Source organism: Cellulomonas sp. ICMP 17802 (assembly GCF_041295535.1).
In the GTDB taxonomy this organism is placed as follows: Bacteria; Actinomycetota; Actinomycetes; order Actinomycetales; family Cellulomonadaceae; genus Cellulomonas.
In genome coordinates this window covers 669,621-690,893 of sequence record NZ_JBGFQZ010000001.1, presented here as the reverse complement: position 1 = coordinate 690,893, position 21,273 = coordinate 669,621, and the positions used below count along the sequence as shown (strand labels likewise).

The window sequence follows — 21,273 nt, the reverse complement described above, 5'->3', positions numbered from 1 at the left end:
ATCAGCTTTGCCGCTCGGCCGACCACTCGTCCTCGAGCACGGCGTACAGGTACGCGTCGTGCCAGAGGGGCCGCCCGGCGGCGTCCGTGGCGAACGACGCGGCCTGCTCGAGGAGCCCCTCGCGGCGCATGCCGAGCCGCTCGAGCAGCCGCCACGACCTGGCGTTCTCGGGGTTGCAGCGCGCGGCGACGCGTTGCGCGCCCCAGTCGCGGAAGCAGACGTCGAGCAGCGCCCGGGCGGCCTCGGTGGCGTAGCCGTGGCCCCACTGGGCGGGGTCGAACACGTAGCCCAGCGTGTAGGTGTGCCACGAGCGCGGGTCGTCGCGGTGCAGGTACAGGTTGCCGATCAGCAGCTCGTCCTCCGTGCGGCACACGGCCCAGAACGCCTCGTCGCCCGCGCGGTCCAGCGCGAGCTCGTGGCACCGCAGGCGCGTCTGGACGTCGTACGGCTCGAAGCGCACGGCCTCCGGCTGCGACAGGTAGCGGTGCAGCGCCTCGCCGTCGCCCGCGTCGAACCGGCGGACGGTCAGCCGGTCGGTGCGGATCCTCTCGGCGGCGCCGGTGCCGTGGACGGTGATCACGAACACCAGGTTGGTCCCGGCGCGGGCGCGAGGGAGTGGACCTTGGTCCCCACGCCCTCGGCGGGTCAGCGCCGCACCACGCCCAGCCACCGCGGCACCCGCCGGCGGTAGTCGTCGTACGCCGCACCGAACCGCTCGTGCAGGAACCGCTCCTCGGGCTGGATCGCGCCCCAGAGCACGAGCAGCACGGCCGCGGGGAAGAGCACGAGCCCCCAGAACGTCGGCGCGAGCAACGCCACGCCGAGGTAGAGAGCGAGCAGTCCGACGTACAGCGGGTTGCGCGACAGCCGGAACGGCCCCTGCTCGATCATGGCGCGCGTCGCCTGCCCGGGCAGCAACCCCGTCCGGCTCCGGCCGAACATCCACAGGGCCCAGCCGTTCCACACCCCGAACGCGACGACCAGCGCCCACCCGAGCGGCACCCGCCACGCGCCGAGCTCGACGGGGTCGCCGGCCACGCGCGTCACCCACCAGCCCACGAGAAGGGGCGCGCCGATGGCGACCGGCGGCCAGAGCCGGAAGGAGACCTCGTCCTGCGCACCGAGCGCCATGCAGGCCATCGTCGCGGGTGGCCTGGCCCGGAGGCGAGGGCTAGTCCAGGCCCTCGGCGACGAGCGCGTCGGTGAGCAGCCCGACCAGGGCGTCGAGCTGCACGTCCGTGGACGACGAGCCGTCCTCGTCCGCGGCGCCGTCCAGGGCCCGGGCGGCCAGCGCCGACTTGCTGTCGATCAGCTCGGCGATCTTGGCGTCGATGGTCTGCGCGGCGATGATCCGCCACGCCGTGACCGGCTCGGACTGGCCGATGCGGTGGATCCGGTCGATCGCCTGGGTCTGCTCGGCGTCGGTCCAGGACAGCTCGGCCAGCACCAAGTTGGACGCGACCTGCAGGTTGAGCCCCACGCCGGCGGCCATCAGCGAGCAAACGGCGATCTGCACGTCGGGGTCGTCGGTGAACGCGGCGATGTTCTTGTTGCGCGTCCTCGTCGTCTGGTCGCCGCGGATCGAGGCGTACTTGATGCCGCGGTCGGCGAACGTCTGCTCGGCCTGGTCCATCACGTCGACGTGCCGGGCGAAGAACACCACCTTGCCGACGTTGCGGGCCAGCTGGGCGGCGTAGTCGGCGGCCAGCCCGGCCTTGGCCTGACCGATCCGTCGGACCATGGTGAACACGTTCTCGCCCCCGGCCTGCGAGCTCGAGTCCTTGAGCTCGGCCGCGGCCACCCGGCGGACGAGCTCGCGGTCGATGCCGTCCACCGCCTCGCCCGCGCGCCACTCCAGCGCGGCCCGGTAGCGCCCGACCAGACGCTTGGCGAGCGCCTCCTCGGCCGCGCGGATCGAGCGGCCCACCGCGCCGTCGAGCTCGACCGGCAGGTCCGCCACCCGGCGGGCCGGGATGTCGGCGACCACATCGATCTTGCGACGACGCACGATGCCCATGTCGATCACGCTGGCCCGCGCGGCGCGCGAGAACCCCGGGTCGGCCGGGGTGAGCCCGGTCTCCTCGAGGGCGGTCATCAGCGCACCCAGCGGCTTGGCGTCGTCGATCCACCCGAGGAACTGCCAGATCGCGCGGAAGTCCTCGATGTCGTTGATCAGCGGCGTGCCGGTGAGCGCCATCAGCAGCGGCCGGGCCGTGCGAGCGCGGATCCGCTCGGAGAGGGCGAGCACGTGCTTGGAGCGCTGCGAGCTCTTGTTCTTGATGAAGTGCGCCTCGTCGACCACCATGCCGCGGAAGCCGAGGGCGCCGAGCCAGCCGACGTGCCGGTCGAGCAGCTCGTAGTTGACGATCACGACGTCCGCGAAGCCGTCGACCCGGTCGCCGTCGCCGTGGACCACGGTCGACCGGCGGAACGGCGTCCACAGCCCGACCTCGTGCGCCCAGTTCGTCTTCACCACGTTGGGCACGACGACGAGCAGCGGATAGGCGTCGGCCGCCTGGGCCGCGAGCAGCGCCTGCGCCGTCTTGCCGAGGCCGGGCTCGTCGGCGAGCAGGAACGTGCGATGGCCGCGCGCCGTGGCCGCGACCACCTGGGCCTGGTGCGGCATCAGCGCACGGCCCGCGGGGACGGGCACCGGGCGCGGCTCGGGCAGCTCCATGCACGCGGGCGCGCCGGTCGCCGCGACCTCGAACGACCGGAAGAGCGGCTCGAGCAGCTCCCAGCCGGCCAGGCGGCGGGCCTGCGCGGCGCTGCGCTCGGCCGCGGCGGCGTAGTCCGGGGCCAGGAACGGGTTGGCCAGCTGGCGCGCGATCACCGACCTCGGCACCACCTGCGGTGCAGCGGCCGCCACGGGCGCGACCGGCGGCGCGGGCTCCGGCTCCTCCGGCGGCTCGAGCCCGCCGGCGCGCATCAGCGTCGCCTTGTAGGCGCGGGCCGCGTCGGAGACCCGGGCGTCGTCGGCGAGCAGGGCGAGCAGCGAGGTGTCCCGGGCCGCGGTCCGGGCGAGCATCGTCGCCACCCCGTCGAGCCGTTTGAGCTGCTCGGTGCGCCGCGACGACCCCAGGGTGGCGTCGGCCATCACCCGCGCCCGCTCCTCGCGCACCAGCAGGGCCACCACCTGGAACTTCGTGCGCATGGCCGGCCGCGTGGGCGGTCGCTGCACAGCCCGGTCGACCTCGCGGGCGACCTCCGCGAGCACGGGGATGATCCCCTGCTCGGCGGGACGCTGCGGGGCGCGCCGGCCCTGGTTGCCGGAGTCGGAGCGCGCGCGACCGGACCCGCGTTGGCCTGGTCGAGCCACATCTCCTCCTTCGTCGCATCCACACCGCGACCGCGGGGCGGCGCAGGGCGCCGTGCCACGGCAGCGCGGACCGATCGGCCGCCGGGTGACAGGCGCGTGCTCACGCCGATGGTGACCGGCGGTATCCATCCGGCCACGCCCGGGTGCGGCCGACGACGCCCGTTCTCATCGCCTCGGTCCGTCTAGCCCGCTGCAGCCACTGCGTTCGAGCATCGCTGCCTGCGCTGAACTGCAACAACATACAGCGCCTCGGGGGTAGTTCGACCTGGCGACATCCGCATGCGGAGCTCGATCCGCAGGGACGATCAGTGAACTGACCTGCCGGTACAGGTGCGCGCGAGCGTGGATCCTGCCCGGTTCGGGCGTCAGCCAACCGGGCGCGGCATCAGCGCGTGCTCGCCTCGACGTGGTCGGCGGCCCAGCTCGACAGCAGCTGGAGGGCGTCGTCGTCGGGCGACGCCGGCTCCGCACTGAAGGCGATCAGGCTCAGGCCGGACTCGGCGGGCAGCTCCATCACGTCGAACGCCAGGTGCAGCTCGCCCACGACCGGGTGGCGGAAGTGCTTCACGCCCGTGCGGTGCAGGCGGACGTCGTGGGACGCCCAGCGGGTGCGGAAGGCGTCGCTACGGGTGCTCAGCTCCCCGACCAGATCGGTGAGGCCTCGGTTGAACGGGTCGCGGCCGGCTTCCGCGCGCAGGGCGGCCACGGCGTCGTCGGCGGCGCGCTCCCAGTCGAGCCAGAAGTCGTGCGCGCGAGGGTCGAGGAAGGTGAACCGGGCGTGGTTCGCGGGTCGGACGTGGTCGTCCAGCACGGGCGAGAACAACGCGCGCCCGAGCGTGTTCGCGGCCACGAGGTTGAGCGATCCGTCGTTGACGATCGCGGGCAGCCGCGTCATTCCGTCGAGGACCCACTGCACGCTCGGCCGGATCTGCTGTGCGGCCGGTCGCCGTCGCGCGCGGGCGCCCGGTCCGGCGGCACGGGCGAGATCGGCGAGGTGCAGCCGCTCGGCCTCGTCGAGCTCGAGCGCGCGGGCCAGCGCGTCCAGGACGCTCTCGGAGACCCCGCTCAGGTCACCCCGCTCGAGGCGGGCGTAGTACTCGACACTCACGCCGGCGAGGTCGGCAACCTCGCTGCGCCGCAAGCCAGGGACGCGCCGGTTGCGCCCCGCAGCGGTGAGGCCGACGTGCTCGGGCGTGAGCTTCGCGCGCCGGGAGGTGAGGAAGGCCTTGACCTCGCTGCGGGTGTCCATCACTCCACGCTAGGCGGGGCAGGCGGGATGAGGGATGCCCTGCCAGTGAGCGTCTCAGCAGTGACTTCTCCGCGTCCGCGCGACCGCGTTGCATGAGGTCGTCGCCGACACGAGGCGGCCGCCGCGGATCGTCGCGGCGCGGAGCTCGATGAAGGACAAGACATGCGCGAGAAGCAGGTGTGGCTGGTCACCGGGGCGAGCCGGGGCATGGGCGTGGACTTCGCGAGGGCGGCCCTCGCGGCCGGTCACGCGGTCGTCGCCACCGGGCGCGATCCGCAGAAGGTCACCGAGGCCGTCGGGGCGCATCCCGAGCTGCTTGCCGTCACGCTGGACATCACCGACCCGGACGACGCGCGGGCCGCCGTGCGCGCAGCCGTCGATCGTTTCGGGCGCATCGACGTGCTGGTGAACAACGCCGCGAACTTCTACGCCGGGTTCTTCGAGGAGATCGCCCCCGACGACTTCCGCGCCCAGATCGAGACCAACCTGTTCGGCCCGATCAACGTCACGCGCGCGGTCCTGCCGGTGATGCGGGCACAGCGATCGGGCCTCGTGCTCACCATCTCGTCGACCGCGGGCCTGGCCGGCGGGGAGTTCGTCTCGGCGTACGCCGCCTCCAAGTTCGGCGTCGAGGGCTGGATCGAGTCGCTGGCCCCCGAAGTCGCGCCGTTCGGAATCCGCACGATGCTCGTCGAGCCCGGGTTCTTCCGCACCGACCTGCTCACCCCCGAGTCGACCAGCTACGCGCAGCCCACCATCGACGACTACGCCGAGCGCACCCGCCAGACCGTCACCGCCTGGAGTGCGATGAACGGCCAGCAGACCGGCGACCCCGCCAAGCTCGCCGACGCCCTCGTCCAGCTCGCCGCGCTCGACGAGCCGCCGCTGCGCTTCGCGGCCGGCACCGACGCCGTCGGCGTGTTCGAGCAGAAGGCACAGGACCTGCTCGCCCAGGCCGACGCCCACCGCGACCTGTCCTCCTCCCTCGCACACGACTGACCAGCCCGAGCCTGCTCGTCTAGGCCGTCGCCATGAGTGCGCGCACAGTCCGCTCGACGGCCGGCCGCATGTCGAGCGTGGGGTCGACGGTGAGCCGGTGCAGCATCAGCCCGTCGCCGAGAGCCATCAGCGCACGGGCGGCGGGAACGGGGTCGGGGATGCCGGCTGCGGTCACCAGCTGCTCGGTCCAGCGCTCGAACTCGTGCCGCTGGTGACGCAGCGGCGCCCCGAGCTCGGTGTCCGAGGCGAGCTCGAGGAAGAGCGCGTAGCGCGCCCTGGTGCGCGCCGCGAAAGGGCCGGTCTGCAGCTCGAGCATCGCGCACAGGCCGTCGGCCAGGGCGTCCGGGTCGGGTGCGACGGGTGGGCCGTCGGCGCGCTCGAGCTCGGCCATCCAGTCGACGATGCCGGCGAGGAGTGCCCGGCGGGTGCGGAACCAGTTCGAGGTGGAGCCCGCCGGCAGCCCCGCCCGGGCGTCGACGCGCGCGTGGCTCAGCGCGCGCACCCCCTCGGCGCCGAGCAGCTCGACGGCGGCGTCGAGCGCGCGCTCCTTCGTCGTCGGCATGTACACCTTCCGTTCGCGGTTCTACTATGAACATAGTATTCAGACCGCGCCGCAGGAGCCGTCATGAACACACCCCAGATCCGCGAGGTCGCCGCCGGGTCGTCCACCTGGTACCCGGCGATGCCCGAGGCGCCCGGCATGGAGCACCTTGTCGTCGAGACGCCAGGCCTGCACAGCCACGTCGCGACCATCGGCGAGGGCGATCCGGTGGTGCTGCTGCACGGGTTCCCGGCGCACTGGTGGCAGTGGCGCGAGATCGCCCCCGTCCTCGCGCGCGCCGGCCACCGCGTCCTCTGCCCCGACCTGCGCGGCACCGGATGGACCACGGCCGACGACCCGCGCATCGAGCGCGAGTCCCACCAGCACGACCTGCTCGCGCTGCTCGACGCGCTCGAGATCGAGCGGGCGCACCTCGTCGCGCACGACCTGGGCGCGATCGGCGCGAACCAGATCGCCTACGCGCATCCCGAACGGGTGCGGTCGCTGGTGCAGCTCTCGGTGCCGCCGGTGTTCATGTCGTTCAGCCTCAAGCTCGTCGGCGGCTTCCGCCACATGCCCGCCCTGATCTGGCACCGCCGCGGCCGCTCGCTCGCGGGCCTGTTCGACCCCAGCCACATCGCCCACCCGCTGCCGGCCGAGACGATCGACGCCTACCTCGCACCGCTAGCGCGCCCGGAGATCGACGACGCCGTGCGGCGGCTGTTCCGCGGCATCGCCATCCCGGTGTCCCTGCAGCTCGCGCGAGGCGCCTTCGCGCGGCAGCGGCTCCGGCCGCCGACCCTCGCCGTGTTCGGGCGGCTCGACCACCCGTGGGACGAGCCGCTGATCCGCCGCCTCAGCGGAGACCTCTCGCGCTACGCCGACCGCTACGAGCTCGCGTTCGTCGACGACGCCGCGCACTTCCTCACCGACGACGCACCCAACGCGGTCACCGCGCTCGCGCTCGACTGGATCGCCCGGGCGGCCTAGGCGCTGGTCACCACGAGCTCGTTGCCCTCGGGATCGGCCACCCGCCAGCGTCCCTCCGACTCCTCGAGGAGCCGGCCACCGGCACCGAGGGCAGTGCCGAGGTGCGCCTCCGCGAGGTCCGACGGCACGGCCAGCTCGACGTGGATGCGGTTGCGCTGCCGGAGCCGCTCCGTCTCCGCGGTGTCGATGTCCTGGAACATCAGCACGGGGTTCAGCCGCCGCGGGTCGACGATGTCGGTGAGCCTGTCGCGCCGGTCGGGGACGTAGCCGAGCGTGGCGAGCCAGAACGCGCGGACCGCGGCGACGTCGGCGGCGTCGATGACGATCTGGACGCAGCGCGGGAGACCCAGATCTGCGGCGGCCCCGAGCTCACGGGCTGCGGCCTGGAGCTTCCCGGCCAGGTCGGCGAAGTCGAGGTCGAGACCGTGCGCCTCGTCGTCCCCCTGGTCCTTGCCGGTGTCGAGGATCACGAGCCCGGGGCGCAGGTCGATCAGCAGCGGGAAGCCCGCGTCGTCGGCCAGCGCGGCTGCCGCGGCGGCCAGGTCGCGCTGCTGCGTCGGCGAGGTGGTGCGGTAGCAGGCCATCGCGCTGAACACCGCCTGCCAGTCGGCAGTCTCCGCCGTGTCGCCGAGCGGGTCGCCCGGCACGAGGTCGACCTCGTTGCCGTCGGGGTCGGCATGGCACACCCCGAACACCCCGTACGCCTCGCCCAGGCTCGCCTGTTCGACTGCCGCGGACGGCCGCACCACGTCGAGGTGGAAGCGGTTGCGCAATGGCCGCGGGTCGGTCGACTGCCGGATCCGGAACTCGGGGTCGCGCCGCAACGGGTCGTTGAGAGTGCCGTCCTCCGCGGACGCGTAGCCGAGCGCGCGCTGCCAGAACGGACTCACCGCCGACGGGTCCGCGGAGTCGAACACGACGCTCAGCTGCTGCAGCGCGGCGGGGTTCGCTGCCAGCCCGAGATCCCGAGCGGCCGCCGACACGGCCTCGGCGTGCTCGCCCGAGTCCACGCGCACCCGGACGCCCGCCGCGCGCAGGTCGACCGCCATCTCGGTTGACAGGGCCACGATGCGCCCGGCCAGCGCGGCCCCCTCGGTCAGCGACGCCGCGTCGAACCACGCCGTCGTCACGCCATCGACCACGCGCCAATCCGTCGAGTCCATGTCCGACGATCTCCTTCCGGATGATCCTGTCCGGCCGGGCCTCTGCAGTGCCCCGCGTGCAGTGGTTGGGGAGTGCGCCGCTCTCGATCGCCGCGGTGGGGTCAGTATCGCGGGTGAGGCCGTCTGCGCACGAGGGTCCCGCTCGTCAGTGGCTCTTGAGGACCGCCCAGGCGATGAGGCTGTCGATGCGACGGATGTCGGCTCCCTTGGTGAGCTTCACCTTGATGTGGCCGGCCTTGGTCCACAGCTCGATCTCGGCGTCACGGTCGAGCATCCCGCCCGCGTTCTCCGAGGACCACATCTCGATCGACGTGTACGGGAGCGAGTAGATCTCGACCTTCTTGCCGGTCACACCCTGCGCGTCCCTGACGATGAGCCGCTTCGTCGTGAACGTCGCCGAGTCGCGGAACGTCTTGAAGGACGTCACCGCGGTCTCACCCTCCACGAGCAGCTGCTTCACATCCTCGGGTACCGGGATCTCCTTCTGCAGGGTCCACGCAACGATCGCGGCGGTCTCCACCACGGGCCTCCTCGGAACGTCGCGCCTCCGGAGGGCGCGATCGCGCACCACGGTATCGATCAGGAAGCGGTCGTCGCCGCCAACTTCGGCCTGCACCAACCGCCGTTGCGGCGGGGGTGGACTCGACCGTCGACACCCGCTTTAGGAGTTCGAAAACGAGGCATGCGCAGGTCGGTGACCTGCGGAAATACATGCATGAGGTTCCAGAATTGCGAGCTTTCGAGGGCGGCTGCTGACCATTCGCTGACCACGAGCAAGCTCGGCCCGGGCTCGTCGGACCTCCAGGGAGAACGCGATACCGACGTCGACCTCCCGCCGCCGGCTCCCCGTGGGATCACCACGACCTAGACCCCCCGGCTACCTCGCAAGACCCCGAAACACCGCGCAGTCGACTCTCGACCCCGAAGCGAGAACTACGTCTCATCGCGGTTCGCACGAGGTTCCCGCATCGCTGCGGGGACTGCCATTCCCCCAGCGTGCCTCCGTGATCGCTTTGCTTCAGAGCGCAGCACCAAGTAAAAGACTACGAGCGCGCAAGGATCAGTTGTTCTTCACCTGGAGTCTGTCTGCTCCCGGAGGAAGCTCCAACGGTTGAATAGCTGTGCTTTATCCGAGTCACCGACTCCACCCGCATCAAATCGGAAACAAGATCGACGACGTCGGTCCGCGAGGAGAGCAGGCCCTCGCTGGGATAGGAGAGTAGGAGATCCGCACCGCGGCTCCGGACGGCCGACACCATCGCGACAAAAGAAGCCTCGACCTCCGTCTTGACGCTGAACCCGCTCCGGAACCTGTCGCTGCGCATCCGTCCGGCTCCGAGCGAGTCGGGATAATCGTAAAGGTACATCGTCTCCAGAACGTGATACATCCGTGAATAATGGTCCTTTGTGTAGGGCGGGTCCGCGTACACAATTCCCACGCGATCCGCCTCCGATACCGCTCGAGTCGCATCTCCGACCGTCACCGCGTTGCCGGACCGCCAACTCCTAGAACCTATAGGCCCCACGGACGCGGCACGAGCAACGAAGATCTCTCGCGCGTCTCTCTTCCACTGTTTGAGGACCCTCTCGCGCCCAACGACGGTCGGCCGCAGGTACTGCGTCGCGTGTCCGGGCGAATTCATGATCGTGCTGGCCGTTGAAATCCACGCAGCCAGCAAGGCATCCTCGGGACGCGAAATCGTAGACTCGAGAACGTCGAACAATCCTCCGGGCAGCACACCACGGGCACCTCGAACAGAGTCGATCGCGTATCGTAGTGAATCAAGGACGATCGCCTGCGCCGTCGAGAAGAAACTTGCGGAGAAGTAGAGCGTCACCATCTGGTAGTGCTCACCGCCCAGCGCCCCTGCCGCTTCCTTCGCCGATTGGGAGTACTCATCGTCGTTTCCCACATGAGGAGCGCTATCTACCCATTTTCGAAGCGCCGCATCATCAGACACCGCAGCCGACTCGGCCGCGAGGCGATCCGCAAATCTCTCCCTCAGCCACGCGCACTGAGCTGCAAATGCCCGCTCGAACGCGTCGTCGGGTTCAATCTTCTCGTGACGAGGCGGAGGCTCAAGAAACCGCGCACGCGCAAGGCAAGACGTAAAGAGCATGGCGTCGTTTGCGACAACACTGCGCGTCGGAGCCAGCGCACCTGCTACTGAACCGAGACCCGAGAACGCGTCGAGAACCCGCCCAGTCGTCCGCGTCTCGAGAAGCGGGACGATGTAGCGCGTAAGGGACGCTTTGGTGCCCATATACCTAACAAGCACGACGCACCAAGCAAACGCGACACATCTCTGCCATCCTCATGCACCGCCGCTTCTCGGCGGAACGTCGACGCTAATGCCAACGATCGGGCCTAGTGCCTCTCGTTCAAGAGCTTGCTCGGCCTCCCCGGGTGACACGCGCCAAACCGAAGCATCTGGAAGATGAAGCGCTGCCGCCAGCAGTGCCGCAAGCGCGAAGGGCTTCGGGCCCATGGGGACCAGCGTCGGCCGCCGCGCCTGGAGGCTACTCACAACGGACTCGAGCGAAGCAAAAAGCGCGAACGGATCGGCGAGCGGGTAGTCAACAAATCGCGAACGAACGCCCGGGCGCGTATAGAGCAACGCGTTCGAATTGGCTACGATCGAATCGAATGCGGGCTCAATGCCGACCGGTCTAAAGATCACGGTGAGGCCGGGCTCAAGGTACTCCGCGATTCCCAAGGCTCGGTCCGGCTCGTATCCGACGCCAACAATCAGCGTCGGCGGCTCGCCCGGAAACGCACTAAAACCAGCAAAGTAGGGCGACACAGGCTGGCAGATTGCCATATCCGCGGGAGGTGGCGGTGGAGTGAACGTGGATGGCGAATAGGCAAAGACGCATTCGACGGCGAACGTCGGGTCAAGCGTTGTCACGGTTTCCACGGCCGCGGCCATCCGCGATCTACTTAACGACGAAATATCGATCATAATGCGCAAAGCCCGGCCCCTGGCGGCCAGCTGCTCGAAAATCAAGCCCTGCAGCCACGGAGAATAGTCTCGATCTTGTAGGTCAAGGAGCGATACACCCGCATCCTCGAAATGTGCCCGATTGGCATGGTAACTGAGTTCGTGTCGATCGGGAAACGTGACCGCAACCGTGTCATCGAACCATTCCGCGTGAGTAGTGTGAACATGAGCCGACCTCGCCTCGAAGCCACACGCGGAGATCAGAAGGTCGAATCGCTGATTGTCCCGATCGGGCGGTCCGACCTCGCGCTCGCTGGACCATGGCCGCACCCGAAATCTGTCGCTCGATGCCGGAATCATGGCCGATCACCGCCAGCAAGCTCGGAAAAAGTGCCTTGCCCTGGCCACGCTTTTGTCGGCCTCTTTCGGCGATCGTGTTGCGGACGCGTCCCGGTCGGGAGCCCGACGCTTAGGATGCTCGATAGCGAGATTGCCTTGTCTAGTCGCAACGGAAGCTCATAGTGCGGCGCCAGGAGATAGGAAAGGCGGAATCTGCACCCGCGCAGAGACGCGGTCATGGGCGAGCCCCCGCGCGCCGGCACCAGGACGATCGCCCCAGCATTAAGTGCCCGACCAAGTAGTAATGCCACTCCGTCAGTGATGGATTCATCAACTACGAATGTTCCGTACGGATCGGCAGTGAATTGGTCCTTAACCACTTCGTTGGCAAAGAACTGTCCTATGGTGTCCAGCAATTGAGTTACCGTCGGGAGATTTCGCGACTCCAGTGCCTGCGAGAGATTCGCGTCGTCGGTTGTGGCGTTGGGCGATGTCGCCATCGTCCGCAGCAGGGCGAGAAACCTGTCCGACGCCTTGCTGACCTCAGCACTTTGTACTGAATCGCGAAGTCGCCTTCCAGGACGCCGGTCGTACTCGTCGAGGAGTTGCGTTGTAACTCCGATTGTCCAACGCGGATTACCTTCCAGCATGGCGAACAGCGCAGGGAGGCCGGACCATATTGCGGGGTTCTTGCGGCCGCGGGCCGCCCCGTACTGAACCTGATCTGCCTTGCGAAATGCCAGCCGGATCGGCACCAGGCCAACGACCTTGCGAATTACAGCAGCTCTCTGCGTTCCGCTAACTGAGCGGATATCGCTCGGATCGATTTTACGATTGAGGAGATACTGTCGAAACGACCGGTCAACTCGGGCTAGTTCGAAGTACATGCGAGAGACGTCGGCTCTGCGCTCGCTCGCCGCGATCTCGGTGTCCGTCGGATCATATTCCAGTTGCGAGTGCCCGAAGAATTCATCAATACCGTAGGGCACGCCTCGCTCATCCAAGATCCCTTGCATCAGGGATCTTGTGAACCGATAGCCCTCTTGCTTATTTGGATAGTAAAGCGCAACAATTGTGTAGTCGTTGCCCGGTGATCCCGAGGTCTCACGATCGAGAACACGGAGATCCGTTCCGAACGGACTGTACGAAAGCTTGAAGATCAGTCGCTCATCGGTGCTCCGTAAAGCCCTAAGCAGTTCGCGTACAATGCCCGACGGGGCAAGCTCGAGTTCGTCGACCAGCAACGCCCATCGATCGTCAGGACGTCCGGACACGCGGTTGAACTTTGTAATTGCACTGGTCGCGGCCGCAATGGCGTTGACATGGAGCCAGGGTACCTCCGACAGTCGCTGATCCTGGTTTTCCCGCCCTCGTATCACCTCGGCAGACGCGAGCTCCGCCAACCTTTGCATGCGTTTAGTCAGAGCTTCCGAGACTGACGCGAAGCTGGGTACAACGGTGTCAAGATGCCAGTCCTCTGCCATCGTAGAAACGATCTCTGCCTGTTGCCACCGGCTGAGTTGAACGTTCCTATGGGCAGTTTCTCCCGCTGCGAGCGTCTTGGTGCGTTGATCCATCGCATTTGTAAGGCTGCGTAGCACGTGGGTCGTGAAAGCGCAGCGCCCAAAGAGTTCCTGAATCGCGGGATCGAGGACCCTATCGCCGAGCGCGGCGATCTGCTCCGACCAAGTGACGTCAGTAGGAATAAAGACGCCCGAGAAGTCGATTCGATCTCGGAATCCCGCCGACTGTTCGTGGTTCCACGCATCTAGGGCTTCCGACTGCAGCATCTTCAGCAGTGTGGTCTTGCCGCTACCGCGCGGCCCGACGATAACGGAGTGACCCCGGCGCGCAAGATCGGTGAACGCCGGGGGCGGGATGAAGGTTCGTGCCACCTGCTTCGGGCCGAGGCTCCGGGCATTGTAGGACTCAAATACGCTCGGCGCTTGCGTTGTCGCATGTGTACTCATGCCCGAACACTTTCCGATCCACTATTCGGGACATCCACGGTCGCGCTTGCGTCTGCGTGGATCGCGGCAAGGATCTCGGTCCTGGGCATACTAACGGTTTCGATTATGTGGGCACTCCCCAAGCGAACCTCGAGTCCGAGCTCTTCGAGCCGAGTCTTGAGCGCGGTTTCATCCGGAGGCAGCAAGTGGCACAGTTCTGGCAGTATGGCGGCGATTTCGTCTCGCTCGAGCCAAGGCTGTCCACTCGCTCTCACGGCGACTTCAAGCCTTCGAGCGAGGGACAACGGGTCCGTGCGGCAGCCGAATCCCCCGGATCCGGGAAGTTGAGAAGCTGCGTTTGCGGGTGTCCATCCAAGCGCGGGCGCCCAGTCGAAGGCACGAAAGCGGCCTGCGATGCTCAAACCCAAATCGCTGGCGGTCTCCGGGTCGAGTTCTATGAGATAGAACTGATTTCGAGCTCGCCCCGCCAACTCGCTATAGAGTTCCGCCGAGAAGCTTCCCGCACTTAGTACCACCGGCGACGTGGATGAGCCGGACGCGTAGTTCAACATGGGCATGTGCTTGTGCCCGTGCACTACCATCCATGGTCCGACGTTTGCCTCATCGAGAGCCTCGAGCAGTAGGTGCCCGCCTGTCATCTCGCTGTAGTCCTCGAGATCGATCGTCCCTACTCGATGGAGATGGTGATGGGTCAGGAGAATGTTGGCGGTTCGATGGGGGGCGCTTTGTAGGCTCTCGCGGATCTGATCTACGGACTCTTTCGTAACACGCCCATGCAGGTATTCGGTCCCATTTCGCTGGTACGCGCAGGAGTTGACGAGGATATACCTAGTTGCTCCGTCATCGTACTCTGCCCAATAGTGAGCCCAATAGTTCGTGTTCACGACGGGTCGATTCGTCGGAAAGTCGTGCATCGGGTAGACGATATGGCGAGGGTCAGGATTGTGAAGCGCGCGCGAATCCCAGTCGTGATTTCCAACTGCGCCGAGGACGGTCGTCGCACCAAGTCGTAGGGCAGTCTCTTGAATGAGTTCCCAGACGCGGCGCGCGGGCTCCGGCGCGCTCTTGTCCGTCATATCCCCGCCACATAGGACGACGTCAGCTCTCAGACCTTCGTCCGCGATTAGTTTCCAGATGCCTGCAAAGGGGTGCCGGTAGGGATCGATCTGTGCTTCATCGAGACAGAGTTGTCCGTCGTTTGGAACGATTCCGGGCAATGCATTTGCGCGCGAGAATGCATGCAGATCTGAGAGCACGGCCACACGGAGGGGGGAGAGGGCTGGCTGCGTCATTGCCCGCTCCGGGGACGCGTCAACAACGCCCGGGAGGTGGGAGCGGCTCGACGCAACATGGGTTCGCGATACGGCTCAAAGTGTGCCCCCCGCGGCACGACGTATCCAGCGTGTGCAGACACGGGGTCAAGGTAGCAGCGCCTCGGGCGCACCAGCTCCAATCATGGGGGTGGTTCTTCGTGGTTTCGACTTGCCCCCAAGGCGCGACGTTGCGCCGCGCAAGGCTAGGTCGAGTCACCCTTTCGCGATCTTCCAACGTCGGCGCGTCTCACCGCCATCCGAGGCTGCCGCTCGACGTGTGGGCGTCCATGGTGTCGATCGCACTGCGGCGTGCAAGAAGAGTCGGCCGGGTGATCGTGCAACGGCACTGTCGTGAGGCCAGCACGAGTCCCTCGTGGCCAGTTCCTCTCGAGCCGGCCACCTCTCGGGCACGATGCGCAATCTGATGGTCCCAAGCCCGTCCTTGGCCCCGCTGCGGTTGAGTCCGAAACGTGACTGGCGGACCACGCTCCGGTGCACCTGCCCGCGTAGCGTCACCCGCATGGCTTCGTCGGTGGAGCACCTGGAAGGGAGCAGCGTTGACGCACCGTCACCGCGCCCTGAGCGGCATCGGAGTGATCGGATTACTCGGCGCTCTCGCCGCCTGTTCTCCTGCCGAGTCCCGCGGCCAGCAACGAATCGTCGCCTGGTCCGTTAGTGACGACGTGCTCCATCTGGTGATCAACACCTGCAACGGAGACCCCGATCCAGACGTCGTCGAGACCGACGCCGACGTGACCGTCACGATCGTCTCGACGCGGCGCAACCCCGGCGATGCCTGCCAGGACACCGTCGAGGTGACGCTTAGTGAGCCCCTCGGCGGCCGGACGCTGATCGACGGCGCGACCGGCCAAGAGCCCGAGCCGATGGAAGGCTGAGTCGGCGACCTGCGGGTGCGCCCGGTGCGGAGGCGGCCGGCGAAGGACGGTCCGTTCGGAGCAGCCGAGATCAAAGAGCCGCAGGTTCCGAAAGCCGTTGACCGCCCAGGGGATGCCGATGAGGGCCTATTTCATGCATTCAGCCCTGGCTCTCTCCGACAACGCGTGCGATGCCGTGCAGGCGAGATTCGGACTCTTCGCCGGAATGGAATCGCCGATGGACGCCGCGGTAACTGACTCGACCCACCCCATCTCGATTGGGCGCGACAGCCTGCCTGGTTGCCGCAGTTCCGGGCGCGGGCCGCGGCAAGAGCGCGCAGCCTCCTTCGAGGACGAGAGGCCGGCCGTCTCGACCTAGTCGCCGCCCGCCCAGCCGGCGGCCCAGGCCACGAGACGATTAGCGAGCTCGTCCACCTGGCACCCCACAGGGTCTAGGCCGAAGTGATCTTCGAGCTCGTGCCAGAGGAACTCGCTGACCTCAGCCCGCGAGGCTCCCCGCGACAGGCGCACCCACAGTGGTGGCAGGAGGCAGTCGTACTCATCAGAGACGAGATCGGCAACGCCAATGGGATCCCACTCGTTGAGCAGGTAGCGAAGATTCGCCTGGCGATGCTCGATCAGGTCGAACTCGGGTTCAGTCATTTCGCCGTCATGACGGTGACGCGCCGGTGAGAGGTGATTCGACGACGCGATCCTAGTGACGCCTCCCCCGGCAGTGACGCACCCGCCAGGACAGCGGATGCGCGATACACGGCAGGCCGGACGTTCGCGGACGCGGGCGTCATGGGTGCCCGCCGCGGCACACGCAGCCCCCGTGGCTCGTTCCGCGGTAGTCGGTGCGAGGAGGGTTCAGAGCCCGTACTCGTCGCACCGGCGGCACTGATTGCGCCCTCGTGGAATCAACCACGCGTGTTACGCACATTTCCGCGCAACTACTTGTAGGAGCACTCGCCCGAGCTGCTCCCACGGGAGGTGCTCGCGGTGCTGTCGATGCACAAGCTGACCGTCGGTGACGGGTATGCGTATCTGACGAGGCACGTCGCGGCAGGTGACGCGGGGCTGTCCGCAGGCGACTCGCTCACCGCGTACTACGAGCAGACCGGCAACCCGCAGGGACGCTGGATGGGCGGTGGCCCGACCGCTCTCGGCGACGGGCGGCTCAGGGTCGGCGCAGCCGTGTCCGAGACTGCGATGACGGCGGTCTTCCGCGACGGGCGCGACCCGATCACCTTCGAGCCGCTGGGCACGCCCTACAAGCAAGTCGTGCTCGGCGAGGGCCGGCACACCGTCGCCGGCTACGACCTGACCTTCACGGCGCCGAAGTCGGTCTCGATCCTGTGGGGGCTGGCCGACGACCAGACGCGGACCGCTCTCTACGACACCCACGGCGCCGCGCTGGCCTCGACCCTGCAGTTCGTGGAGCGCTCAGTGATTCGGACGAGGGTCGGCGCGGCCGGCTGCCGGCAGGTCAAGACGCGCGGCATGATCGCGGCCGCGTTCGACCACTGGGACTCCCGCGCCGGTGACCCAAACCTGCACACCCACGTCGTCGTCGCGAACAAGGTCCAGGGACCCGACGGCGCGTGGCGCTCCGTGGACGGCCGCACCCTGCATGCCGCGGTCGTGACCGTCTCGGAGCTCTACGACGCCCTTCTCGCCGATGAGGTCTCGCGGCGGATCGGCGCGTCGTGGTCGTTGCGTGATCGTGGGGAGCGCCGCAACCTCGCGTTCGAGCTGCACGGTGTCGCGAGGATCTGTTGGCCGAGTCCTCCGCCCGCTCGGAGCAGATCCACTGCGCCGAGCAGCGCTGGGCGGAGGAGTTCACGGAGCGCCGCGGGCGAGCACCGTCACGCACGGAGACGACCCGGGCGCGGCAGCATCTGACCCGCGAGACCCGGCCACCGAGCAGATCCCCTGCCGCCGGCTCGGCACCGTCATCCTCATCCCGGCCTCGTGGGTCGATCGGGAGCCCGCGCAGCCGCGCCGACGCTGATGTCCGTCACTCGGCGAAAACTGCTTCGGGCACGGTGACCTGGCGCGCGAAGGTCTTCTTCGAGCACCGGGTCATCGCCGAGAAGTCCTTCCAGCGGAAGACCGACGCCAAGCGCTGGGAGGCCGACCAGCTGGTCAAGCTCCAGAGCGGCACCTGGCTCGACCCGACGCGCGGTCGAGTGTCGTTCGGGGCGCTCGCCGAGGAGTGGCAGGCGTCGCGACAGCACCTCGCGGTCCGCAGCCAGGAGACGACGCGGTTCCTGCTCGACTCCTACGTCATCCCTCTGCTCGGGCGCTTGCCGATCGCCGTGATCTCCGCGACCGACGTCGAGCGGGTCCTCACATCGATGACGGTCCGCGGGCTGGCGACGGCCACCCGGCGCCGGGTCCTGTCCGTCATCCGGCTGGTGCTCGACTACGCCGTCCGTGACCGGCGGATCTCGGTCAACGTCGCCCGCTCGATCCCGCTCCCCAAGGGCACGACCAAGCGCGAGCCGCACTGGCTGCGCGCCGAGCAGCTGGGCAAGCTCGCCGACGCCATGCCACCGAACTGCCGGCCAGTCGTGCTCTTCCTCGGCCTAGCCGGGTGCCGATTCTCGGAGATGTGCGCCCTGCGGGTCGACGACGTCGTCCAGACGCCGCACGGCCTCGGCGTCCGCATCCACCGCGCCGCCCCGCAGTCGAAGAAGACCAGCGGAGCGGTCTTCGGCCCAACGAAGACGCACCAGACCGCAGCGTGCCGGTCCCGCCGACGCTCGAGACCTACGTCCGAGACCGAATCGACAGCGCCCCGTCGGGCTCGTACCTGTTCCCGAGCCCCACGGGCACGATCTGGACCAACACCAACTTCCGGGTCCGCTCCCGTTGGACGGAGACGACACAGACAGTCGGCCTGGCCGGCACGACGATCCACGACCTCCGCCACACCGCCGCGTCGCTGCTCATCGCCGCCGGCGCCGACGTGAAGGCGGTTCAGATGAACCTCGGTCACGCGACCGCCACGATGACGATGGACCTCTACGGACACCTCTTCTCGGAGGCGCCGTGGGTCGCGATGGAGCGAATGCCGATGTTCCCCGAGCTTCCGAGGGTCGCGCCCGCGCCCAAGCCTGCGGAGGCATCCGACGAACGCGGAGATACCAGATAGCGGCCAAGGCGTCGGCCCGACGCGGTCGTCGGGCCGACGCCTGGCCCTACGCCTCCGGTACGGGATTCAGGTAGGCGATCGGACCACCGGCTGCAGCGTCCGAGTTCAGGATGCGCGACGCCATGATCTGGGCGGCGCGATCGCGAAGATCCTTCGGCAACGCCCGCTCAACAACAGGCTCCAGTCCACCCTCGTGAATCCTGGCGAGAAGACGACCGCCGTACGAGTAACGACGGATGCCCCGCGACGCTTCGTCTGGACGAGTTATGCAGTCCAGAGTCTCGGTGACTTCGAACACGGCAACCGGGATGGTGGCCAGCGCGACCGCGAACAACTGGTTGTCAACGACGATCTCGGGGTCGGAGCGCCACCACCTCAAGCTTGCAGCAGCGACCTCCTCGTCCGTCATCGCCGTACCGAAGCCGATGTACGGACGATCGTCGCCGGGGTACCGGTGGGGGTCCGATGCGTTGATCGCGTCCGTGCGCAGCACTGTGAGCGCACCGGATTGCACGCGCAGGGGTGGCCGGGCCGCGAGCTCGGCCACCGCAGACGCCCGCACGGGCAACGCGATGAGGTGGGCACGGACGAGCTTGTCGAACGTGCCCGGTGCGATACCGAGCATGGCGGCAGCCTGTGTGCGGCTGAGTGTGGCCTTGTCCGCCAGACGGGCGGCGGCGGGCGGAACGAAGGTTGGAAGTGGCACGGTCTCCTCCTAGGAGTCCTGTCCGCAGCTCGAGCCGCAGACGTCACGGGCGAGCTGGTCCCGCCCATCTCACACCTCAACGTGCGTTGGACCCAACGCATTCCCGCCTCGGCGAACGCGTTTCCGCCAGCAGGGCTCGCAGCCCGCCGACTGAGGGCACCAAGGGTCGACGCCATCAGCGCATCTTGCTGACCACATGCTGACCACAAGGCCCCTGCCAGCCCCGCAGCGGACTCACCAACTGCGACCACCAAGTCTCTGACCTGCAACAACACACTGTGCGCCTGGGCAGATTCGAACTGCCGACACCCGCTTTAGGAGAGCGGTGCTCTATCCCCTGAGCTACAGGCGCGCGATCCACGGGGAACGCCGCAGAGCCTACCGAACACGCGGACGAACGTCCGAAGACCGTCGCGACCGGAGCACGTCCCGGACGGGTCGCACATGCACACCCGCGGCGGCCAGGTCGGAGCGGGTGTGGCGCCGGTGGTACAGCACCCCGACGACGCCGACGAGCCACGGCACCAGCAGCACCGCGAACGCGATGCGGTACGCGTCCAGCGTGTAGGTGTCCGCCCCGGGAGGCGAGACCAGCTGGAGCACCAAGCCGACGGCGAGCACGCCCAGGATCGTCGAGGTGAACCCGCCCATGTTCACGAAACCCGTCGCCGCCCCGAGCCGCTCGCGGGGCGTAAAGGTCCGGGCGAAGTCCACGCCGACCAGCGAGATGGGCGCCCCGGCGCCGAGAACGACGACGAACAGGACCAGCTGCCACAGCGGCCGCGGGGTGTCGAAGGCCAGCAGGACCGACCACGCAACGAACGTGGCGCCGGCCGTCGCGAGCACCGCCCAGCTGCGGCGCAGGGGGTGACGGGCGGTGAACTGCCCGGCCAACGGCCCCGTGACCATGGCGGACAGCGTGAGGACGATGAGCAGGAGGCTCGCCTCGCCGGGCGTGCGGTGCTGGGCGGTGACGAAGAACGGCACACCCCACAGCAGCGCCATCACGTTGGCGGAGAACGGGCACAGGAAGTGGGCCCAGAAGCCCAGCCGTGTGCCGTGCGGGCGCGCGGCCGATCGGACCGCGGACAGGAAGCGCTCAGGCGTGTGGGACGACGACGCCGCGGCGGAGCGGATGCCGACGAACGCGACGGACGCCGCCACCACCCCGAGCCCCGCCAGCGTCGCGAACGCGACCGTCCAGCCGCGGGTGTGCAGCAGCCAGGCCACCGGGATAGCGGACGCAAGCTGCCCGGCCTGACCGATCAGGCCCGTGGTCTGCACCATCACCGGCACGCGGCGCGGCGGGAACCACTCGGCCACCAGTCGGCACGCGCCGATGAAGATCGGGGCGTCGCCGGCACCGATGAGGACGCGCGCCACAAGGGCCAGGCCGACGTGGTCGGAGAGCGCCAGCAACAGCTGCCCCGTGGCCATCACCAGCGAGCCGGTGACCAGCACGGACCGGGCGCCGAACCGGTCGAGCAGCTGCCCCGCGGGGATCTGCATGCCGGCGTACGCGGTGAGCTGGACCACCGAGAAGAGCGCCAGCATGGTGGCCGACAGCCCGAACCGGTCGATGGCGTCGACGCCCGCCACCCCGAGAGCCGTGCGGTGCACGACGGCCGTGAAGTACACGACGACGGCCGCGGTGAACACGACGCCGGCGGTCCGGGGAGACCCTGCCGATCGCGTCGTTCGCACGCG

19 protein-coding genes, 1 tRNA gene and 1 pseudogene are annotated in these 21,273 nt (G+C 68.2%); 6 read left to right on the top strand and 15 right to left on the bottom strand.

Annotation, left to right across the window (positions count from 1 at the left end):
• Position 1 precedes the first annotated feature (1 nt).
• The 4 genes from AB5970_RS03370 to AB5970_RS03355 all read right to left on the bottom strand — a co-directional run bounded on the left by AB5970_RS03370 (position 2) and on the right by AB5970_RS03355 (position 4,568).
• Positions 2-580, bottom strand: coding sequence for a GNAT family N-acetyltransferase (locus AB5970_RS03370; protein WP_370502481.1), 579 nt, complete (start codon positions 578-580; stop codon positions 2-4).
• A gap of 65 nt (positions 581-645) precedes the next feature.
• Positions 646-1,131, bottom strand: a complete 486-nt coding sequence (locus tag AB5970_RS03365; protein ID WP_370502480.1) for a methyltransferase family protein — start codon at positions 1,129-1,131, stop codon at positions 646-648.
• A 40-nt stretch (positions 1,132-1,171) separates the two neighbouring features.
• Positions 1,172-3,319, bottom strand: coding sequence for a DEAD/DEAH box helicase (locus tag AB5970_RS03360; RefSeq protein WP_370502479.1), 2,148 nt, complete (start codon positions 3,317-3,319; stop codon positions 1,172-1,174).
• A 385-nt stretch (positions 3,320-3,704) separates the two neighbouring features.
• Positions 3,705-4,568, bottom strand: coding sequence for a helix-turn-helix domain-containing protein (locus tag AB5970_RS03355; protein ID WP_370502478.1), 864 nt, complete (start codon positions 4,566-4,568; stop codon positions 3,705-3,707).
• A 162-nt stretch (positions 4,569-4,730) separates the two neighbouring features.
• Here AB5970_RS03355 and AB5970_RS03350 point away from each other — a divergent pair, with 162 nt between their 5' ends.
• Entirely contained in the window at positions 4,731-5,567 is an 837-nt protein-coding gene (locus AB5970_RS03350; RefSeq protein ID WP_370502477.1) for an SDR family oxidoreductase, read from the top strand.
• A gap of 19 nt (positions 5,568-5,586) precedes the next feature.
• Here AB5970_RS03350 and AB5970_RS03345 read toward each other — a convergent pair whose 3' ends face one another.
• The gene (locus tag AB5970_RS03345) at positions 5,587-6,129 is read right to left on the bottom strand and encodes a TetR/AcrR family transcriptional regulator (RefSeq protein WP_370502476.1); all 543 of its coding nucleotides are present in this window, start codon (positions 6,127-6,129) and stop codon (positions 5,587-5,589) included.
• 63 nt (positions 6,130-6,192) lie between these two features.
• On the opposite strand from AB5970_RS03345, the gene AB5970_RS03340 reads away from it, so the two are divergent.
• Positions 6,193-7,098 carry an alpha/beta fold hydrolase gene (locus AB5970_RS03340; RefSeq protein ID WP_370502475.1) on the top strand — a complete coding sequence of 302 codons (906 nt, stop codon included), beginning with the start codon at positions 6,193-6,195 and terminating at the stop codon, positions 7,096-7,098.
• Here the strand turns inward: AB5970_RS03340 and AB5970_RS03335 are convergent.
• The 6 genes from AB5970_RS03335 to AB5970_RS03310 all read right to left on the bottom strand — a co-directional run bounded on the left by AB5970_RS03335 (position 7,095) and on the right by AB5970_RS03310 (position 14,804).
• On the bottom strand, positions 7,095-8,261 hold the full coding sequence (locus AB5970_RS03335; RefSeq protein WP_370502474.1) for a VOC family protein: 1,167 nt from the start codon (positions 8,259-8,261) through the stop codon (positions 7,095-7,097). The genes AB5970_RS03340 and AB5970_RS03335 overlap by 4 nt on opposite strands.
• 145 nt (positions 8,262-8,406) lie before the next feature.
• Positions 8,407-8,781 (bottom strand): PH domain-containing protein, encoded by a 375-nt coding sequence (locus AB5970_RS03330; RefSeq protein WP_370502535.1) that lies wholly within the window; start codon positions 8,779-8,781, stop codon positions 8,407-8,409.
• Positions 8,782-9,304: 523 nt separating this feature from the next.
• On the bottom strand, positions 9,305-10,525 hold the full coding sequence (locus AB5970_RS03325) for a DNA adenine methylase (protein WP_370502473.1): 1,221 nt from the start codon (positions 10,523-10,525) through the stop codon (positions 9,305-9,307).
• A gap of 51 nt (positions 10,526-10,576) precedes the next feature.
• The gene (locus AB5970_RS03320; RefSeq protein ID WP_370502472.1) at positions 10,577-11,563 is read right to left on the bottom strand and encodes a hypothetical protein; all 987 of its coding nucleotides are present in this window, start codon (positions 11,561-11,563) and stop codon (positions 10,577-10,579) included.
• The gene (locus AB5970_RS03315; RefSeq protein ID WP_370502471.1) at positions 11,560-13,512 is read right to left on the bottom strand and encodes a hypothetical protein; all 1,953 of its coding nucleotides are present in this window, start codon (positions 13,510-13,512) and stop codon (positions 11,560-11,562) included. Before AB5970_RS03315 ends, AB5970_RS03320 begins: the two co-directional genes overlap by 4 nt.
• Positions 13,509-14,804 carry a metallophosphoesterase family protein gene (locus AB5970_RS03310; RefSeq protein WP_370502470.1) on the bottom strand — a complete coding sequence of 432 codons (1,296 nt, stop codon included), beginning with the start codon at positions 14,802-14,804 and terminating at the stop codon, positions 13,509-13,511. The genes AB5970_RS03315 and AB5970_RS03310 overlap by 4 nt, the downstream gene beginning before the upstream one ends.
• A 578-nt stretch (positions 14,805-15,382) precedes the next feature.
• On the opposite strand from AB5970_RS03310, the gene AB5970_RS03305 reads away from it, so the two are divergent.
• On the top strand, positions 15,383-15,721 hold the full coding sequence (locus AB5970_RS03305; RefSeq protein WP_370502469.1) for a hypothetical protein: 339 nt from the start codon (positions 15,383-15,385) through the stop codon (positions 15,719-15,721).
• Between the two features lie 354 nt (positions 15,722-16,075).
• Here the strand turns inward: AB5970_RS03305 and AB5970_RS03300 are convergent, their stop codons facing one another.
• The gene (locus AB5970_RS03300; RefSeq protein ID WP_370502468.1) at positions 16,076-16,363 is read right to left on the bottom strand and encodes a hypothetical protein; all 288 of its coding nucleotides are present in this window, start codon (positions 16,361-16,363) and stop codon (positions 16,076-16,078) included.
• Between the two features lie 348 nt (positions 16,364-16,711).
• Here AB5970_RS03300 and mobF point away from each other — a divergent pair, with 348 nt between their 5' ends.
• The 3 genes and pseudogenes from mobF to AB5970_RS03285 all read left to right on the top strand — a co-directional run bounded on the left by mobF (position 16,712) and on the right by AB5970_RS03285 (position 18,860).
• Complete coding sequence (gene mobF, locus AB5970_RS03295) at positions 16,712-17,605, top strand: MobF family relaxase (RefSeq protein WP_370502467.1); 894 nt, start codon at positions 16,712-16,714, stop codon at positions 17,603-17,605.
• A 143-nt stretch (positions 17,606-17,748) separates the two neighbouring features.
• Positions 17,749-18,111, top strand: a pseudogene (locus tag AB5970_RS19130) (phage integrase central domain-containing protein); the annotation flags it as partial.
• Positions 18,112-18,299: 188 nt separating this feature from the next.
• Entirely contained in the window at positions 18,300-18,860 is a 561-nt protein-coding gene (locus AB5970_RS03285) for a tyrosine-type recombinase/integrase (protein WP_370502465.1), read from the top strand.
• Positions 18,861-18,906: 46 nt separating this feature from the next.
• On the opposite strand, the gene AB5970_RS03280 is transcribed toward AB5970_RS03285, so the two are convergent.
• The 3 genes from AB5970_RS03280 to AB5970_RS03270 all read right to left on the bottom strand — a co-directional run bounded on the left by AB5970_RS03280 (position 18,907) and on the right by AB5970_RS03270 (position 21,270).
• Positions 18,907-19,566 (bottom strand): hypothetical protein, encoded by a 660-nt coding sequence (locus AB5970_RS03280; RefSeq protein WP_370502464.1) that lies wholly within the window; start codon positions 19,564-19,566, stop codon positions 18,907-18,909.
• 279 nt (positions 19,567-19,845) lie between these two features.
• Positions 19,846-19,918 (bottom strand) — tRNA-Arg (locus AB5970_RS03275).
• A 26-nt stretch (positions 19,919-19,944) separates the two neighbouring features.
• Complete coding sequence (locus AB5970_RS03270; protein WP_370502463.1) at positions 19,945-21,270, bottom strand: MFS transporter; 1,326 nt, start codon at positions 21,268-21,270, stop codon at positions 19,945-19,947.
• Positions 21,271-21,273 lie beyond the last annotated feature (3 nt).

Excerpts from the sequence above, each read along its gene's own strand:
- AB5970_RS03365 (WP_370502480.1), bottom strand. The coding sequence starts at position 1,131 with ATGGCGCTCGGTGCGCAGGACGAGGTCTCCTTCCGGCTCTGGCCGCCG.
- AB5970_RS03355 (WP_370502478.1), bottom strand. The coding sequence starts at position 4,568 with ATGGACACCCGCAGCGAGGTCAAGGCCTTCCTCACCTCCCGGCGCGCG.
- AB5970_RS03350 (WP_370502477.1), top strand. The coding sequence starts at position 4,731 with ATGCGCGAGAAGCAGGTGTGGCTGGTCACCGGGGCGAGCCGGGGCATG.
- AB5970_RS03345 (WP_370502476.1), bottom strand. The coding sequence starts at position 6,129 with ATGCCGACGACGAAGGAGCGCGCGCTCGACGCCGCCGTCGAGCTGCTC.
- AB5970_RS03340 (WP_370502475.1), top strand. The coding sequence starts at position 6,193 with ATGAACACACCCCAGATCCGCGAGGTCGCCGCCGGGTCGTCCACCTGG.
- AB5970_RS03335 (WP_370502474.1), bottom strand. The coding sequence starts at position 8,261 with ATGGACTCGACGGATTGGCGCGTGGTCGATGGCGTGACGACGGCGTGG.
- AB5970_RS03325 (WP_370502473.1), bottom strand. The coding sequence starts at position 10,525 with ATGGGCACCAAAGCGTCCCTTACGCGCTACATCGTCCCGCTTCTCGAG.
- AB5970_RS03320 (WP_370502472.1), bottom strand. The coding sequence starts at position 11,563 with ATGATTCCGGCATCGAGCGACAGATTTCGGGTGCGGCCATGGTCCAGC.
- AB5970_RS03315 (WP_370502471.1), bottom strand. The coding sequence starts at position 13,512 with ATGAGTACACATGCGACAACGCAAGCGCCGAGCGTATTTGAGTCCTAC.
- AB5970_RS03310 (WP_370502470.1), bottom strand. The coding sequence starts at position 14,804 with ATGACGCAGCCAGCCCTCTCCCCCCTCCGTGTGGCCGTGCTCTCAGAT.
- AB5970_RS03300 (WP_370502468.1), bottom strand. The coding sequence starts at position 16,363 with ATGACTGAACCCGAGTTCGACCTGATCGAGCATCGCCAGGCGAATCTT.
- mobF (WP_370502467.1), top strand. The coding sequence starts at position 16,712 with ATGCACAAGCTGACCGTCGGTGACGGGTATGCGTATCTGACGAGGCAC.